This window comes from Ectobacillus polymachus (genome assembly GCF_048159605.1).
Lineage (GTDB): Bacteria > Bacillota > Bacilli > Bacillales > Bacillaceae_G > Ectobacillus > Ectobacillus polymachus.
The window spans coordinates 325,653-343,386 of the sequence record NZ_JBLREB010000001.1 but is presented as its reverse complement, the minus strand read 5'-3'; the positions used below and the strand labels follow the sequence as shown (position 1 = coordinate 343,386).

17 protein-coding genes, 1 pseudogene and 1 other annotated feature are annotated in these 17,734 nt (G+C 34.5%); of the genes and pseudogenes, 5 read left to right on the top strand and 13 right to left on the bottom strand.

Annotation, left to right across the window (positions count from 1 at the left end; translation table 11 throughout):
- Positions 1-9: 9 nt before the first annotated feature.
- Positions 10-558: a P-loop NTPase family protein gene (locus ACM5BR_RS01645; protein ID WP_416825450.1), complete on the bottom strand. Its 549-nt coding sequence runs from the start codon at positions 556-558 to the stop codon at positions 10-12.
- A 554-nt stretch (positions 559-1,112) separates the two neighbouring features.
- Here ACM5BR_RS01645 and ACM5BR_RS01640 point away from each other — a divergent pair.
- Together ACM5BR_RS01640 and ACM5BR_RS01635 are read left to right on the top strand one after the other, a co-directional pair.
- Positions 1,113-1,910 carry a COG4705 family protein gene (locus ACM5BR_RS01640; RefSeq protein WP_416825449.1) on the top strand — a complete coding sequence of 266 codons (798 nt, stop codon included), beginning with the start codon at positions 1,113-1,115 and terminating at the stop codon, positions 1,908-1,910.
- A 177-nt stretch (positions 1,911-2,087) separates the two neighbouring features.
- Positions 2,088-2,720, top strand: coding sequence for an acetylglutamate kinase (locus ACM5BR_RS01635; protein WP_416825448.1), 633 nt, complete (start codon positions 2,088-2,090; stop codon positions 2,718-2,720).
- A 152-nt stretch (positions 2,721-2,872) separates the two neighbouring features.
- Here ACM5BR_RS01635 and ACM5BR_RS01630 read toward each other — a convergent pair whose 3' ends face one another.
- The 9 genes and pseudogenes from ACM5BR_RS01630 to ACM5BR_RS01590 form a co-directional block, all read right to left on the bottom strand.
- On the bottom strand, positions 2,873-3,166 hold the full coding sequence (locus ACM5BR_RS01630; RefSeq protein WP_416825447.1) for a YerC/YecD family TrpR-related protein: 294 nt from the start codon (positions 3,164-3,166) through the stop codon (positions 2,873-2,875).
- A gap of 152 nt (positions 3,167-3,318) precedes the next feature.
- Positions 3,319-4,703: pseudogene (nhaC, locus tag ACM5BR_RS01625) on the bottom strand (Na+/H+ antiporter NhaC).
- A gap of 243 nt (positions 4,704-4,946) precedes the next feature.
- Positions 4,947-5,762 (bottom strand): pyridoxine/pyridoxal/pyridoxamine kinase, encoded by an 816-nt coding sequence (gene pdxK, locus ACM5BR_RS01620; RefSeq protein ID WP_416825446.1) that lies wholly within the window; start codon positions 5,760-5,762, stop codon positions 4,947-4,949.
- 121 nt (positions 5,763-5,883) lie between these two features.
- The gene (tdc, locus tag ACM5BR_RS01615) at positions 5,884-7,746 is read right to left on the bottom strand and encodes a tyrosine decarboxylase (RefSeq protein ID WP_416825445.1); all 1,863 of its coding nucleotides are present in this window, start codon (positions 7,744-7,746) and stop codon (positions 5,884-5,886) included.
- 60 nt (positions 7,747-7,806) lie between these two features.
- Positions 7,807-9,240 carry a tyrosine-tyramine antiporter gene (gene tyrP, locus ACM5BR_RS01610; protein ID WP_416825444.1) on the bottom strand — a complete coding sequence of 478 codons (1,434 nt, stop codon included), beginning with the start codon at positions 9,238-9,240 and terminating at the stop codon, positions 7,807-7,809.
- A gap of 677 nt (positions 9,241-9,917) precedes the next feature.
- Entirely contained in the window at positions 9,918-10,595 is a 678-nt protein-coding gene (locus ACM5BR_RS01605) for a protein rep (protein ID WP_416825443.1), read from the bottom strand.
- Positions 10,596-10,645: 50 nt separating this feature from the next.
- The gene (gene tyrS, locus ACM5BR_RS01600; protein WP_416825442.1) at positions 10,646-11,908 is read right to left on the bottom strand and encodes a tyrosine--tRNA ligase; all 1,263 of its coding nucleotides are present in this window, start codon (positions 11,906-11,908) and stop codon (positions 10,646-10,648) included.
- An 88-nt stretch (positions 11,909-11,996) separates the two neighbouring features.
- Positions 11,997-12,216 (bottom strand) — a binding site (T-box leader).
- 171 nt (positions 12,217-12,387) lie between these two features.
- Positions 12,388-13,209, bottom strand: a complete 822-nt coding sequence (locus ACM5BR_RS01595; RefSeq protein ID WP_416825441.1) for a DUF4097 family beta strand repeat-containing protein — start codon at positions 13,207-13,209, stop codon at positions 12,388-12,390.
- Between the two features lie 161 nt (positions 13,210-13,370).
- On the bottom strand, positions 13,371-13,784 hold the full coding sequence (locus ACM5BR_RS01590) for a MarR family transcriptional regulator (protein WP_416825440.1): 414 nt from the start codon (positions 13,782-13,784) through the stop codon (positions 13,371-13,373).
- 331 nt (positions 13,785-14,115) lie between these two features.
- On the opposite strand from ACM5BR_RS01590, the gene ACM5BR_RS01585 reads away from it, so the two are divergent.
- A complete protein-coding gene (locus ACM5BR_RS01585) occupies positions 14,116-14,478 on the top strand; it encodes a hypothetical protein (RefSeq protein WP_416825439.1) in 363 nt (120 codons plus the stop codon).
- A gap of 21 nt (positions 14,479-14,499) precedes the next feature.
- Here the strand turns inward: ACM5BR_RS01585 and ACM5BR_RS01580 are convergent, their stop codons facing one another.
- The gene (locus ACM5BR_RS01580) at positions 14,500-15,006 is read right to left on the bottom strand and encodes a DUF3189 family protein (RefSeq protein WP_416825438.1); all 507 of its coding nucleotides are present in this window, start codon (positions 15,004-15,006) and stop codon (positions 14,500-14,502) included.
- Between the two features lie 202 nt (positions 15,007-15,208).
- Here ACM5BR_RS01580 and ACM5BR_RS01575 point away from each other — a divergent pair, with 202 nt between their 5' ends.
- Entirely contained in the window at positions 15,209-15,361 is a 153-nt protein-coding gene (locus tag ACM5BR_RS01575) for a hypothetical protein (protein ID WP_416825437.1), read from the top strand.
- A gap of 75 nt (positions 15,362-15,436) precedes the next feature.
- Here ACM5BR_RS01575 and bioC read toward each other — a convergent pair whose 3' ends face one another.
- Together bioC and ACM5BR_RS01565 are read right to left on the bottom strand one after the other, a co-directional pair.
- Positions 15,437-16,249: a malonyl-ACP O-methyltransferase BioC gene (gene bioC, locus ACM5BR_RS01570; RefSeq protein WP_416825436.1), complete on the bottom strand. Its 813-nt coding sequence runs from the start codon at positions 16,247-16,249 to the stop codon at positions 15,437-15,439.
- Positions 16,246-16,983 carry an alpha/beta fold hydrolase gene (locus ACM5BR_RS01565; RefSeq protein WP_416825435.1) on the bottom strand — a complete coding sequence of 246 codons (738 nt, stop codon included), beginning with the start codon at positions 16,981-16,983 and terminating at the stop codon, positions 16,246-16,248. Before ACM5BR_RS01565 ends, bioC begins: the two co-directional genes overlap by 4 nt.
- A gap of 276 nt (positions 16,984-17,259) precedes the next feature.
- Here ACM5BR_RS01565 and ACM5BR_RS01560 point away from each other — a divergent pair, with 276 nt between their 5' ends.
- Positions 17,260-17,715, top strand: a complete 456-nt coding sequence (locus ACM5BR_RS01560) for an OsmC family protein (RefSeq protein ID WP_416825434.1) — start codon at positions 17,260-17,262, stop codon at positions 17,713-17,715.
- Positions 17,716-17,734 lie beyond the last annotated feature (19 nt).

Genomic DNA, 17,734 nt, shown 5'->3' with positions numbered 1-17,734 from the left:
TTAATAGGGTTAACTCCTTTGGTGAAGAGTTTTCCCCTGTCTTTTAACATTTTCTAAATAAGAGTTAATCTCTCGTTTACTCTTCAACATAATAACCTTTTTAGATCCTAGCATTTGAAAGAGCTGCATTCGTTCCTCCATTCTTTTCTTACGTGGAGAATATGTCGTATAGATAAACTTTATAAAATCCCTATCTATTTTTTCCTTACACCCTTCCCCCATATCCGGTCGTGTTTTTCCAATATTTGTGATCCACCGTTTAATAACACGGTATAGACATATATAGAGTGGAAGTTCTAAATAAATAATCGTATCAGCATGTTCTACACGAATCTCGAACGTTTTACTGTAATTGCCTTCCATAATCCATTGAAGTTGGTTCACAATTTCCTGCTGTGCTGTTGAAAATTCCACTGTAGAAGCCTCCACCCAGCCTGGCTTCCAATAGAGTGCATCTAAATGATAAACTCTAATATGTAAGGCTTCCCCTAATTTCCTTGCAAATGTCGATTTTCCTACTCCTGCTGAAACCCCTATTACCATAATTCGATTTGCCATATGCCAGCCCCCTATGTCAAAGTCTTTCCTATTATATATCATTTTCTGGAGACTGAAAAAGAATTTCTTCCCATTAAGATTTAACAAGAAATATGACACACCAATACCATTATGTGTTTAAAAAACAGAGATTCGATAAACAGTTTCCCTATTATAATTACGTTAATCTTAATCATTTCAACTGATTTCATACTCGTAATTGTTAAATTTCCATTATGTTCTCGCTGTTTACAGTAAATGTCGTTTAGGTGTAACATGTTTTCAGGGATGGATGCTCTAAAGATTAACAAAGCTTCTTGCATAATCCCAACTTACAAATAGAAAATATGATAGATTTTGCAAATAATTCAATTTGCATATACAGTGAAACTTCCCTCGGTGGGTCCCCCACCGAGGGTTAGTTGAACCAATCAGGCTTTTACGGGCAGTTATCCCCCACTTAGCCTTTTCCGATTTCTCTAAGCCTTGAAGTGGGGATCTTACTGCCCGTTAAAGCGTGGTAAATTGAGTTTCTTTTGTGAAAAAACGTATCGTCAGGAGGAAAGAACTAGGAAATGAATAAGCAATTATCGGTCTCCATGGATCAAACGAATCCTCTTTTATCTAAGGTTCCAGAAATTACGATTTTCTTCTGGATCACCAAGTTGCTGACCACTGGAATGGGTGAGGTATTCTCGGATTATTTATCCCATCAACTAGATCCGGTGATTGCAGTAGCTCTCGCGGGAATTGGTTTAGTAGCTTCATTGGTATTACAGTTTATCGTACGCCGTTATGTCGCATGGATTTACTGGTTAGTTGTCGTGATGGTCAGTATATTTGGCACAATGGCTGCCGATGCTGTGCACGTTGTGTTAGGTGTCCCATACCTTGCATCAACTATATTCTTTGTGGTGGCTCTGACCCTTATCTTCATCATCTGGTATGTGAGTGAGAAGACACTGTCTATACACAGTGTCTTCACCCGTCGACGTGAGTTTTTTTACTGGGCCACTGTACTAGGAACGTTCGCTCTCGGTACCGCTGCAGGAGACATGACTGCGTCAACGATGCACTTGGGTTACTTCACCTCCGGAGTGGTGTTTGCTATCTTGCTTGCTATCCCGGCTATTGGCTCTTGGTTGTTTGGTCTAAATAAGATATTCGCTTTCTGGTTCGCCTACATTATGACACGTCCGGTAGGCGCCTCGTTTTCGGACTGGATCGGGGCTCCTCAAAGCAGCGGTGGTCTTGGTCTAGGAAAAGGTACGGTCAGCCTTGTTTTAACGATTTTTATCATTATCCTTGTCGGCTACCTAACGGTTACTCGCATAGATATTAAGGATGAATCTGCTACGTCTCAAACACGGTAGCATTTATACTTCTCCCCAATTTCAATCTAGAAGTAATGTAGAAAAGAGCGTCCAATGATGGACGCTCTTTTCATTTCATTCGTGAATGACTATTTCAAATACATAATTGGACACAAGAACATAGGTATAAATTTCATCATATCTTAATGTATATCGGTTCAAAGGAGTGTACTCATTATGTACCCTTATTGGCAATCCAATTCTTTCACATATAATATACCTAATGTAATGTGGTATCCACCAGCCCCAACAGTACGGAATGATCACATCAGTAAGGATGCAGTTGATTTAAAAAGTTATATGCGTTTACTATGGGAGCAGCATGTTGCTTGGACAAGGATGGCTATCATTAGCATTATTTTTAATTTACCGGATGTAACAGTTACTATTTCAAGGCTTCTTCAAAACGGTCCGGATATGGGGAATTCACTCAAGCCTTTCTATGGTAAAAATGCAGCGATGAAATATAGTAATTTGATAAAAGATCACTTAGTCATTGCCGCGGATCTTGTCAAAGCCGCAAAGGCAGGCGATCAAAACGCCGCATCCATTGCAGAGAAAAAATGGTACGCCAATGGAGATGAAATTGTTGAATTCTTAAGCAGTATCAATCCGTATATACCTAAAGAAGCATTTAGGAAAATGTTTTATGAGCATCTGGCAATGACTAAATCTGAAGCAGTATCCATCCTGAGTAAAGATTATCAATCCGGTGTGGGGTGGTACGATAAAATTGAGAAAGAAGCTCTACAAATGGCGGATGCCCTTACAGAAGGAATCATAAAGCAATTCCCTCAACTATTTCAATAATAGAAAGAGTTGAGTGGCTCACATTATTTTAATTTTGGGATAGTCCCTTATTTTAGTTAAAAAAACTCCAACTTTTTTCTACAAAGTTGGAGCTTCATTTTATATCGCTGCTATAGCTGTATATAAGAAAATCGGATATTAACATAATAAAGCTATTCTTTCTTCATCCGACTAAAAACAACATCATACATATCATTTCCATAGTGTAACGATCTCTTCACGCGAGAAATAGTAGCGGTACTCGCCCCGATTTCATCTTCAATTTCATTATAGGTATTGTTATTATATAACATTTTAGCTACTTTAAATCTTTGAAAGATTGTATTCATCTCTTTCACTGTACATAAATCATCGAAAAAACGATAACACTCCTCTACTGTTTCTAGTGTTAAAAGCGCTTCAAAAAATTCATCTAAATCTTTACCACGTATTTTATCTATTAGCATATGCCTACCTCTTCTATATTAAATATTCGTAGCAGAATTATGTCGAATTTTATGTATCCTATTGTAAATAAAAAAGCTGGCATTTACCAGCTTTTTTTTATACCCATTTCTATATGTTATTAACCTTTCCTTTTACGAAGGAAAATTATACGTTAACTAACTTTTTTGGCTTCTTGTAATTGATTTTTATCTTTTCCAATAAATCCTAAAACAATATTAATGATAGGAACCGCCAAGCAAAAGATTGCAAACGGCAAATAGTGTAACGTAGAGATACCAAGTGTACCCGTGATAAACACACCACTTACTCCCCATGGAATTAATGGATTCACGGCAGCTCCGGCATTTGCTAATATACTTGAAAGATTTTTCGAATCTAAATGAATAGCTTCATATTGTGATTTAAAGGCTTTACCTGGTAAAATAACGGATAAATACTGCTCTCCTAAAATAATATTGATACCGATAGAGCTTAATCCAGTCATGAGTATTAAGTTTCCTTTCGTACTTACCATGCCTGAAATTTTAGAAATTAGCTTTTCAATAATTTTTACTTCTACTAATAATCCGCCAAGTGCTAAAGCAAGAAGGATAAGGGAAACAGACCACATCATGCTTTGCATTCCACCGCGAGTAAGTAACATATCTACATCCTTCACACCTGTTTTAGAAACAAATCCATCTTGCATATAGCAGCAATTTGAGCTAAGCTAGTATGCGGATTATAAATAAAACAGATAACAATCGTAACGACTATGCTAAGTAATAACGTCGGAATTTCCGGTACTTTTTTCCATGCACATAAGAATAATACCAATACTGGAATTAATGTAAAAACTGAAATGGTAAAAGATGAATGGAGTGTATTCACCAACTCATCAATTTTACTTCCTGATGATACGGATGCTCCATGTCCCACAAATAGAAAAAGATAAGGGTTATAACAAAAGCTGGAATAACTGTCTTCATCATGTTACGAATGTGTTGAAATAAATCTACTTCTGCAATAGCAGATGCTAAGTTAGCTGTATCAGATAACGGAGAAACGTTATTTCCTAGAAAAGCTCCTGATATGATGGCCCCTGCAATCATCGCTGGATTCAAGCCCATCATTTGTCCCATTCCTAAAAATGCAATACCTACAGTTGAAATAGTTGTAAAGGAGCTTCCCACCATGATACCTACAAGTGCACAAATGACAAAAACAGAAGGTAAAAAGAATTGTGCAGATAAAATTTTAAATCCATAAATCATTATAGTCGGAATTGTACCTGCTGCAATCCAAACACTAATTAAAATTCCAATTAACATAAAGATAATGATCGGGATTAAACCTGGTATAATTCCATTTTGAATTCCATTATGAATGTTATCCCATGAAAAACCTTTCATTTTTGCAAATAGCACGACAATTCCTATGGCAACTAAAATAGGTACTTGCGGAGGTAAGCTAAAGCCTATAATACTAGTTCCTATAATTGCTAATAGAACAACTTAAAAGAAAGATACTTTCTTTAAGCGTTACATTTCTTTCCATAATAATGCACTCCTTAGTTGTTATCGGATTCTAACAACGAATCCATTCTATGATTATTTGTGAATGATTGCACGTTTCTTATCTAACCACTATATCTAACAAGAATCAATAAAAAACACTTCTGCTACTTCATACATACATAGAAAGGGCATAAACAATGCTTTGGATGAATATATATAATACTTACAAATCATGCCAATGGATGTTTATGCCCTATTTTTTTTAACTAAAACTATTAAACAGTTACCGCAATTCAGCTTGATTATATGCACCGTGCCATACTGGACCGACAAATTTATTAAATGCAAATCCCGATTTAATTCCTTCTGTCGTAAAGTCCTTCGCCTTAGCAACAGCCTCTTTCACTGAAAGCCCTTTCGCTAGCCCAGCTGTAATCGCTGCTGCAAACGTACACCCAGCACCATGGTTACAGTTCGTTTGAATTTTCTCTACTTCATACAGCACAAAATCTGTTCCATCATAAAGTAAATCGATTGCTTTATGATCCGCTAGAGATTTCCCACCTTTTATTACAACATTTTTAGCACCATAATCGATAATTCTCTTGGCCGCTTCTTTCATGTCATTTACTGTTTGTACCTTCAGTATTCCAGAAAGCTGACCTGCTTCGAATAAGTTTGGTGTTACAATTGTTGCCTTAGGTAAAAGAAGATCACGAATGGCAAGTCCATTTTCAGGCTGTAGTGGTTCATTTTCTCCTTTACAAATCATAACCGGATCAATTACAACATTTTGCATCTTATATGTTTCAATTACATCACTTACAAGCTTGATAATATCGATAGATCCAAGCATTCCGGTTTTCATCGCGTCTAATTTGCCACCGGAAAAAATGGTTTTTAACTGTTCTTGTACAAGTTCCTTATCAATGGGACGAACATGATGATGCCAGTTATCATCGGGATCCATTGTAACAATTGTTGTGATGGCGGTTAGACCAAAAGTACCATACTCTTCAAATGTTTTAAGATCTGCCTGTAATCCTGCTCCACCACTTGAATCAGAACCTGCTACCGTCAAAACTTTTTTTACCACCATGTTTTCACCTCTTATATTCGTTACTCACTTAGATAAATAAGAGCAATTATATATATAGATGAATGCATAACGGATTCTTAGCGTTATGCATTCAATCTATTAAAGTTGTTTGCTACTAAACTTATTTCACTACATTGTAGATTCTTTCAAGTTTACCTTGAATAGCTTGTTCCAACTTAACAGCATATTCTTCAAATACATCTTTATCATGAGCATATGGAGATAACGCACAAGCACGTAATATTGTAACTTTACGTTCACGATCCCATTCTCCTTCGCTAAATCCAAGACTCTTCACAAATGGAAGTGGGCTGTTACCGTAGTCAGGAATAGCAAAGTCAGTATGTGATGTAATAAACTCATTACTATACAATCCGCCTTTAACATAAGAAGCTTGATCGAAGAAATCATGATTTAACTTGTTCATTTTTTCTAAGTCTGTATTGCCTTCTTCGTTAAATACATAGTCAACCATATTGAAATCAGGTTTAGTTAATGGATATACACGAATTGTTTTATCGCCAACCTTAAATTCTTTATTACTTAAGAAGTCATAGAAGCGATAAGCTCCTTCAATGCTTGCACCAATTAGTTTTCCATAACCTGTTACATTTAGTGGCAATACTTTATGAGCTGTCCAAACTGCTGCTGCAGTTGCACCTGCTTTAGAACCTTCTAATATATATGCACCTAACAATGCTGGGATATCTGCACCTTTTTCGAATACATAAGTTGCAAAGTAAGAAATTGCATCGCGCATTCTAATATCTTTAATAACAATACCGCCTGCAGAGTAAGGAATATATCCCATTTTATGTGGATCAATTGTAATCGTTTCTGCTTGGTTCATTGCTTTAAATGAATCATAGATTTCTTTTGTTAACCAGTTGCATTTTTCAGAGAAGATGTTGTGTTTTGCGTACACTTCTTCAATTTGATTCCATTCGATAAATTCATCATTTTCATCTAAGAAGATAGAACGAGCATAACCGCCATAAGCAGCGTCTACGTGAAGGTAGAAATAGATGCCTTCTTTTGCTAATTTTTCACGGAGTTCTACCATTTTATGAATACGATCAACTTGACCTTCTTCTGTTGTACCGATAACCCCAACTACACCAAGAACAGGAATTTGCTGAGCTGCAAGTTCGCGAATTTTTTCTTCTAATTTAGTAATGTCCATACGATAGTGGTCATCAACATCTACTTCCACTACACAATCAAGACCAACACCGATAATATCAGCAGATTTTAACCAAGAATAGTGCTTTGTTTGCGGAATTAGCCATTTACCTAATTTTTGTAGATTTTTACCACTGCGTGCAGAATGAGCTTTAACTTCATCCATTTTTTCAGGAATTTGATCTATAATTTCTAGAACCTCTTCTGCAGACATATTAAGTAATTCCCATTCAGATTTACCTTCAACAAATTCAGGAGCTACTTCTTTAATTGCAAGTGGTAAAGATTTCATGTTACGTGCATACCATAAACCTTCTAGGTTAGCAATCGAGCCATCTGCACAAATATGTCCCCAGCTCTTACCTTTTTTATAGCTCATAAGTGTAGCGAATTCATGGCCAACTTCTTCTTCCATTTGAGAAGTACCTGGTGAAGATTCATATGCTACGTTATTACCATTCCATAACATTGCTGTTGTATAAGCGATGATAGCAGGCATTAAAGTTTCAGAGTTCATATGTCCCCAGAAACGACCTGCTGAATGCCAAGGCAAAGAGTTTGTACGTAATTTAGAAGATAATACATTGAACACGCTGCGCATATGATCTGCAGTTTCTTGGAAACTTTGAGAACTTCTATCTTGTGGCGTGATAACAGGTAAGTCTTGTGGCATATAATTTTGTCTCCAGCCAACATGCTCATCTACCATTTTTAATAGTATTTCTTTAAATAAATCTGTATTTTCACCTTTATCACCAATGAATAATGCTTTTAAATTAAGATCTGGCATCTCATATTTCATTTTTAGTTCCTCCATTATTAAAATATTTTATTTATATATATAGAAGTTAATACCTTTTAATTAGCTTGCTTTAATTTCTTCGTTGTTTTCTTCTTTCTTCCACTCTGGTTTCTTATTCTTGTGAATTAATAAAGCAATTCCGACCATAACCACTGTAGCAACTACTTGGAAAATTACATAACCAGTAGATTGACTTGGTTTTAAAATGGATGGTGGGATTAAACTTACACCAATTGTAAGGACAATACCTGTCATTGAGAAAAGAGACACAAACCACATTAAGCCATTACCTTTACTACCTAATCTAAATGGTCTCTTAACATCAGGCATATTATAGCGTAAGCGAATAGCTGAAATAGCAATTAGAATATATACAATACAATATAAAATTGTTGTTGTAATGGTAATGATTAAGAATGCACTACTAATATCTGGAACTACTACATATAAGAAAGATACTACTGAAATAACGACTGCTTGGACTAGCACAAAAGTGATAGGAATACCTTTATCTGTTCTCTTTTGGAAGAATTTAGGAAGAAGTCCTTCCTCAGCTACTTTAATCATTGATTTACTTGGTCCAAGTACCCATGCACTAAGCTGCACTAAAACACCAATTAAAATCATTAAAGAAACAAGGTTTACAAAGATAGATGGAATTCCTAAATCTTGACACATAATTAAGTATGGTTGTGTAATGTTAGCTAATTCAATTTTTCCTTGTGGAACTGCATTAGCAACAGTTAGACCAGCAACAGTATTAAAGAATACTAACAAAAGAACAGAAGCGATAACAGCAACCGGATAGTTTCGTTTCGGATTTTCAATGTTATTTGCATGTACAGATGAGATCTCTACCCCAGCAAAAATAAAGATAATCCCTGATAAGTACGTTAAGCTACCTAGATCTTTAAAATTAGGTACTAAATCACTTGGTTGAAAATGTCCTAAATAACTGTTTGGTTGAATTCCATTTTTAATCATATAAATAACACCTAGAACAACAAGCATAACAAATGGAATATATACACCAATTACTGCACCCCAGTTACCCGCGATTTTAACCATATCAAACTTAAGGTTTAGTAGAGTTACACCCCAATATGAAATTAAGATAACTGCAAAAATAAAGATGTTGTTTGAAGATAGCTCTGGTTTATTAACAACATATCCAAATAAAACACCGACAGTTGACGCAACCATTACCATCCCGAAAAACATTTGAGCCCATAATAACCATGAGGTAACAAATCCCCATTTTTCACCTAATGCGTTTTTCACCCAAACTTGAGGGCCGCCTTCTTCAGGAAATCCTGTTGAAAGTTCTGCAGACATTAATGCAATTGGTATGGCAAATGCAACCGCTGCAATTGTCATATAAAAAATTTGCGTCCATCCTGTCGCTGCAAGTGTCGGCACACTACGTACCGTACCAAAAAACGCCATCGTAATACCAATTAACCCAAAAAGCGTTAATTTGCTTGACTTAGCCATAACTAAATCCTTCTTTCTCTATTTAATTTTTAAAAGAAACTGCTTTCAAATTACAAATTTTATAAATTAGTTCGAATACAAAATTTGTAGATTGGTAAATCAGTCCTTTCTTTAAACAATGAAATTATTTCGGAATACTCCCATTTCACTTCTTTCTAACACGAAAGAATAATATTCACAAAATAATCATTTGTTTTAATAGAAATACATTCATAATACTAATCTTTTTATTTGTGAATCATTACACAACTTAGCTTACGACGTCAGTTTACTCTCGTATTTTTGTTTTGTCAATAACTCACAAAGCCTTGGTGTTACAACGTTTGTTACAAATATATGAAAACTTATTATTTAACACGTGAAAGGCTTAACGCTTTTATCCATGAAAGCGTTAAGCCTTTCATTTATAAAAATGCAGAAAATCAATATAAGAAATTATGTATACTTATGCATTAATAATTAATGTAAGCCCTTTCATATTCTATGATGGTTAGACAACCTAATCGGGTTCTTATAATTCATTATCCTCCACCTAGCTTCTTAGTTTCCTCAGCATTTGGAATGAAAGTCCTAACCCCCAAAAGTAACGGAATAACTCATTACAGTAAAGATCATAAAAAAAGAAGAGTGAACAATGTTCACTCTTCTTTAAAGTAAAAAGGCATATAATTATTATATTAAAAAAGTGTTTCCCCATCTTCCCTTAAACCTGGATGCCAGTCTAACATATTGACGAACGCTTGGTTCGCAACTGCGTCTTCTATACATAATTTATCCGTATCTAAATGAGATTTATTTTCATTTATCAATTGGTCCATTACATGTTTTAACAATTTACTGTATCCAATTAAACGTCTAGATGTAATCATTTTACTTTTCCGATAAGGGATTTCACTTTCCTGTTCACGAAGTTTTAACAATTTTTCTTGAAAAACTTCACGTCCGTTTTCTTTTCCGTTAACGACTTTCACTTTTACATATACGTCATTCTCAATCCCTAAAGCCCTTTTCCACAAAGAGATCCAATTATCATATTTGATATAGTATCTCCCCTGAAAGTAACTTTTAATCATCGGAAGTAAAATGTGAATTCTCGAATGGAACCTATCACCTTTTTTTGAAATATCCAGCATTCTAAAGTAACCTAGATTTGCTTGTTGGATAGACTTATACTTAAACAACCGATTGAATCCAATTAACATCTTGTCTAACATTTGATTAATCTGTTCCTCAGTTATATTCTCTAAGCCCAAATCTACCAATAACCAATTCACTTGCTGCTGTTTATTAACTTCTGATATCACACGGTGATTAAAATATGCTAAATCCAATGTTCGTTCCCATGATAGAAGCATAATTAATCGCCTCACTTTCACTCCATAAAACTACATCTATTTATAGAGCATTATTCTCCTAATTTCACCAAGCTGTAATTCTTTTTACCTTTACGGATAATGATAAATCTTCCATCGAATGAATTTTCTACTGTAACGTTTGTATCCACATCTGTTACTTTTTCTCCATTCATCAAAATAGCTCCGTTAGTAATATCTTCTCTGGCTTGACGTCTAGAAGGTTCAATTCCTAAATCTACTAACCACTCGACAATATTCTTTGTTTCCTTTGCAGCGTGGAAAGTCGGCATATCTTTAAAGCCTTGTTCAATTTCATCTGCTGTTAGTGCTTTAACGTCCCCACTAAACAATGCTTCTGTAATTTTTTGTGCTTGTACAAGTGCTTCCTCACTATGAACAAATTTCGTCATTTCTTCTGCTAATACTCTTTGTGCTTCACGTTTATGAGGCTCTGTTTGAACCTTAACAGCTAGTTCATCAATTCTATCCTTTGTTAAGAATGTGAAGAATTTTAAGTATCTAACTACATCACGATCATCTGTGTTTACCCAGAACTGGTAAAATTCAAATGGTGTTGTTTTCTTAGGATCTAACCAAATTGCTCCTCCAGCTGTTTTACCAAACTTCGTACCATCTGCTTTTAATAGTAATGGAATTGTTAATCCAAAGGCTTTTGCTTCTGGTCCTTCTTTTTTACGAATTAAATCGATACCGCTTGTAATATTTCCCCATTGATCAGCTCCACCAATTTGCAGTTGAACATCTTCTTTTGTGAATAAATGATGGAAGTCCATTGATTGTAAAATCTGGTATGCGAATTCTGTAAATGAAATACCTGTATCTAAACGACTAGCTACTATATCTTTAGCTAGCATCGTATTTACACTAAAGTGTTTCCCGTAATCACGTAAAAAATCAATAATGTTGACTTGATGTGTCCAGTCGTAGTTATTAACCATTTTCACTTCGCTATTTCCACCAAAGTCAAACAGCTTTTGCATTTGCGCTGTTAATGCGTCAACATTATGCTGTACTTGTTCTAATGTTTGAAGTGTTCTTTCTGTTGTACGTCCACTAGGATCACCGATTGTTCCTGTTGCCCCACCAATTAAGATTACTGGGTGATGTCCAGCTAATTGGAAGCGCTTCATCATCATAAATGGAATTAAATGTCCAATATGCATACTGTCACCAGTCGGATCTACGCCACAGTACAAGGAGATCGCTTTCTCTTCTACTAGTTTGCGTAAACCTTCTGCATCAGTTTGTTGATTAATAGCGTCGCGCCATTCCAATTCGTCAATGATGTTCATGTCTTTCCAGCTCCTTTAATTTGTAAGATTTTTCCCTATTTTGGTAAATTTTATATATAAAAAAAGCCCCTACATCTACATAAGTAGACATAGGGACGATTTTTAACCGTGTTACCACCCAGATTGCATAAATAGTCCGTTGCCTATTCATACCACTCTTAGCAATTGTATCGATTGCTGATCCGCTTAGCATTACCTAAGATACTCCGGAGTGTAATTCACAAGTTTGTTTGTGCTAGGTTCCATCAACCCCTAGCTTTCTCGATAAACAGTGACAAACTGCTACTGGGCTCTTTCAATGTATTTGATATATTAGATTACAGCCAATTATAGAGAATTGAAATTACGTTGTCAATTCAAAAGATAATTATTTTTTAAAGTATTCACATTTTCGATTCTTTTTTATATTAAAATAATAACAAAATGAACCTTCACTAAAGATTATCCTTCCCACCTTTTCTCTTACAAATACACCTTTTTTAATTAATCTCAATATTTCCTACGGAAACAGATATATTTAATTCCTTATTTCCTTGAGAGCCATTCGTAATTTTCTGCCCTGCACCTCGTTTCGTTATTTGTTTGCTTACTAATCCATTATCAGAAATGATCCTTCCATTACTAGTTGAAATATTAAATCCTATATCATTAAGTGCTAATTCACTAGGTAGTGTTATCTTTACATTTCCATTTGACAATGTAATGTTGTTTTTGCCTTTCATATCAGAAAAAGTTAAGCCTTTTAGATTCCCTGTTCGGTTTTTTATGTTTACTTCTCCATCAACTGTTCCTAAATTTATAGAACCATTCTTTGCATCTATATTTAAGGATTCTCCTTTAAAAGAATCCACGTTGATATTACCTACATTTGAACTTAAAAATAATTTGTTTACATCACTTTCATTTTTAACATCTATATTTCCATTTCGAGTATTAATTTCAACCTGTTCTAATAATTTTGGTGGAATATTCAGTACCACTTTTCCTCTTTGTATTATGCCAGGTACTAGATACATCCATTTTTTTGGAATAGCATTTACCTTAATAGTCGCTTGATTTTGGTCATAAACGATTTCTATTTTGGGATTTCCTAAAAATGATTTCTGACTTGCATATCCTACATTCATATTTGAATCCCCCGTAACAAGAAGAATGTTAGAAATGTCAGAATCGACAACAATCTTTTTTACGTCCTTTAGATTACTCTTATACTCAAAATCTTTTTTACTAGTATGAAATGCAGCATAGACTCCAGTTATTGACAAAATCAACACCCCAATCATCAATAATTTTTTCTTCAACTTTTTCTCCTTTTTCCTATTGATCATAATTTTCTTTAACATCATAACTAAATATATATTTTAATTACTAAAATATATATTTACTATAATATATAATCATTAACATTTACTGTCAATTATTTTCAGAAAATAAAAAAAACAGATTTTATATAATCTGTTTTTTAAGACTCTATTTTTTCAAATAACTTATTGATTTCTGCTAAAATGCTAGATATTCTCTCTATCCTTTCCTTAGAAAATTTTGAGAATATAGCCTCGACTCTTTGTTCTCCTTTTTTAGTAAGTGAAACTCTCACAACTCTTCTATCGTCTTTCATTCTTATTCTTTCTACATAATTTAAATCTTCAAGTTTATCGCACATATTCGTTGCTGCACCCGGTGTTAACATAAATGCTTCAGAAATCTCAGTAATTTTCATATATCTGTATAATTTAAGTATCAGTAATAAAAGTATCAAATTTTCTGAGAGGTTTTCATCCTGGGTAAGTAATTTCATAAAATCTCTGGATTTATTTTGAATCTTAATCATTTCCTCCATGAGACCACGAATAACATCATCTGAAGACTTTTCCATTTCATCATCCCTTATTTTATTTTAGTAGTTAAAATATATTTAAATTAAATATTTTAAGACTATACGTGTATTATACTCGTTCAAGTACGATTAATCTAATTTTTAACGGTTATCCAACATGAACGGGGTAAGGCTTTTGTCGAAAAATCGATAAACCAGTCATTTTCGTCGATAAACCTGTGATTTTCGTTGATATGTCTAAATTTTCGTCGATAAACCTGTTTGTTTCGTCGGTAAATTCCAATCTTTCATCGATAAACTGAAAATGGGTACATTCAAAATGTTATAATTTACAGAACGTCGTGATTTAGCATAAGTTAGGGGGAATCTTATGGGAAGAGAAGTACAGTTTGATGATGCTGGGGTAATTCTCAAGTTGAATGGGGTAACCGCCTTTTTTGCATTAAAGCTAGAGGTAAAAATGCCTTATAACACAATCAAAGGTGTATATGTTGACTATTTTGACGCTCCACTTTGGATGCTTCGTATGCCTGGAACATCCATTTCAGCTCTTACTATTTATGAGGGGAGTTTTAAATACAATGATGAATGGTATTTTCTCTCCTATGAAAACAGAGTACCCCTCGTAATGATTAAATTAGAAGGGCATGAAAAATATAAGTATGTCTTTTTTGAGATTGATTCCCCTACTAAAGTAGCAGCAGATATTAGAAAACATATAAGGGATTTGTAAGTAACATTTCCCCCAATACGGTTAATCAAATTTCTTATTTTTTAATACAGTCACTTTCTTGTGCGTTGTTTTTCCTATTTCTTTCGTATGCTCTACTAATCGAATAACGTCTTGATAACATTGTTTTGCACCAAAAACTAACAACGGCACACCAATAAAATCTATCTTTAGCCATCTGGAACATAATCCACCAATCGTCATTGCAAATGGTACCGTAGGTGATGTATTAGAAAAAATAATTTTTTGACGACCTTCATACTTCTCTTGTAATAATAAACTTAAATTTTTTAAAGCTGGAAGCATATGCTTTGAGGCACCTCGTCCAACCGTATAAACTGAATTTCCTTCTTCATCGATCCCATGAAATATAATTTTACCCATATCAGAAGTAGTTAGTTGATTGAAATAAGGCACATTTAATATTTCTTCTTTGGTTAACTCTTGATATATAGATAACTTTTTTAGATGATAAGCTGCAGCTAAAGCAGTAGTATGTGTTCCACCAAAATCATTATATATGTAAATCATAGGTATCATCCTTTTTCATTAAGTTAATGATACCTCTTAGTATTACCAGTAAAGCTTGAATCATGCTAGCACCATTCCAATTCATATATTCAAAATAAAAAGTACCCCTAAAGGCACCAAATTTTTAGAAACTCTTCTGTTTTTCTCAGGTAGTTTTTGGTTTTACATTATTAATAATGACCGTAGTAATGGTGGTGATGATATGGATAAAAGTGATGATGGTGATATGGATAGTGATAATAAGGATAAGGTGGATAAGGTGGATAAGGTGGATAGTAACTTACGTAGTAGGGATACGGATACATTTGCCTCCCTCCTTTTCTCTCAAGGTCTAAATCATGATATGTGTCCATAATTGAAAAGGTAACGCGGGCAAATACCTAATTATTCAAAGAGGCGACGTATGCTACAAGCTGGGTCGCCCCTATGATCACCTTTTTGTTATATACATAAATATACAATGATACGTCGCTTTCACTCCTGCTTCATCTCGGTAATTCACTTCATATTGATTTAAAAATTCACGAAAAAAAGCTGGACGTTGACAATAATTTTCTTTATTACTATTATTTTCTCCTACTTTTTTTACCGAAGTAAAAAAAGCCCGAACAGTAGGAAAATACTCAATCTCTAAAAATTGCGAACCTATTATGTTGTAGGAATTCTGGGAGGCCAATGCTTGTTTGCAAATAACCTTAAGCTCTTCAAACGAACGAAAGGTTTGTCCAGGGGAACTGTTCGTTGTAAGCTGAAGCTTTTGTTTCGCACGTTCATAAGAAGTATGGAGTTCATGAAACGTTTCATTTCCAAACGTTGAAAATAAAAAGATTCCATTTTTATTAAGTAATTCACTTAAGCGTTCAATTGTCTTTGGAAGATGATTCAACCATTGAAAGGTTGCATTTGATACAATCAGGTCATAGCCTCCTCGTAATGACATTTCTTCTATATCCCCACATAGGAATGTAACACGTTTTTCCTTTACCTTTTCTCTTGCACGCTCAATCATTCCAGGTGCTAAATCGATAGATGTAATTCTCGCATTAGGAAATGTTTCGCATAATAGCTGTGTGAAGTAGCCTGTACCGCAGCCGACTTCTAAAATCTCAATATTATGATCACCTTTTTGTTTAGAAAGCAAGTGAATACATTGCCTTGCCATCCTCTTCTGCACATTTGCATATTGATCATACGTTATTGCTTGTTCACTAAATCGTTTTTGCAGCAACTGTTTATTTATCATATCTTCACTTCCTCTTGTATAAATTGTGAAAGCAGTTGAACACATTCACTTGGTTTTGTAAAGAAAGGAATATGTCCGGTTTCTTCCATCATTGAAAGATGTAATTGATTCTTGCATTTTTCTCTTATAAACAATGCAGAATATATAGGGCATATTAGATCGTCTGTTCCGTGAATGACTAAACAAGGAACAGAGATTTCATCTAAATGCAAGCTCATGTCTTTGTGCAATAAATAATCTAATCCAGTGAGTAACGATTCCGTGTCGTCCCCACTCCATTCAGATTGCACGATTTCTGAAAATTGATGATAAAACTCTTTTTCAGTTGCAGAAAACATGGACTCATAGAAAGCAGCTAGTGTACCCTCTTTATCTTTATGTAAACGGCGTTTCATCCGCTGAATTACAATCGGATCCCAGCCGCCAGTATAGTGTTGATTGTTCGTAAAACAGCTAGTCCCTCCCATAATAATGAGCCCCTTCACGTTTCCAGGATGCATACTTGCATATTCAAACGCTACAAGCGACCCTAATGACCAGCCAAGTAATACAATAGGCCCTTCAATCAAATCAACTGTATCAAGAGCCCGTTTACTGAATTCACTTTCTTCATGTATCTTTTTCCATTCGACAACTGTAACGGAAGCCCATCCCGAAAGTGATGTAATGAATGGTTGAAATACTGCTTTCTCCATTCCCCATCCAGGTAATATAACCAGATGCAACTGTTCCATTTTTATTCCCCCATCTATTAACAGCCCCTACAAATTCCGCATTCTTGCTATTTATCATACAATATTAGCTTATAAATGTTAACTATATTTTAAATTAGGTTAACATTTAAAGAAGAAATTAATTTGTAATGAATATTACAAATGCATAAATTAAAGGCACCTAAAGAACAATGAAAGTAGTAAGAATTTTCTAAGAAAACCATCAAATCATATTTACCTAATGGAAAATATATTATATAATTCCTATATAAATAATACGGATTGGAGAGGTTTCACATGTTAAATACTTCTACACTTACGAAAGTATCTGCCTCTGGAAAGTGGGAATCTGGAGTTAAAACGAGTTTAACTGTACGTCATTTTCATCCTTTTCTTATGGATGAACCCATACAATTAGGAGGAACCGATGAGGCACCTAATCCAATGGAATTTGTTTTGGCCGCATTGAACGGTTGTAAAAGTGTAATGATTTCTGTAATTGCTAAAGAAATCGATTTTTCTTTCTCGGCTATTGAATTTGACTCAACAGGGGTTATTGATATTCGTGGATTATCAGGGGTTGAAGGAGTCTCTCCACATTTCCAAAATGTTCGATTTACAGTAAATATTAAAACCGATGAAAGTGACGAAAGAATACAACAGTTAAAAGAAATCGTTGAAAAAAGATGTCCACTCTATAACCTTTTGAACGACGCTGGAATACGAATTGATGCACAATGGAAAAAAGCTTAATAAAACATACATCACCCTA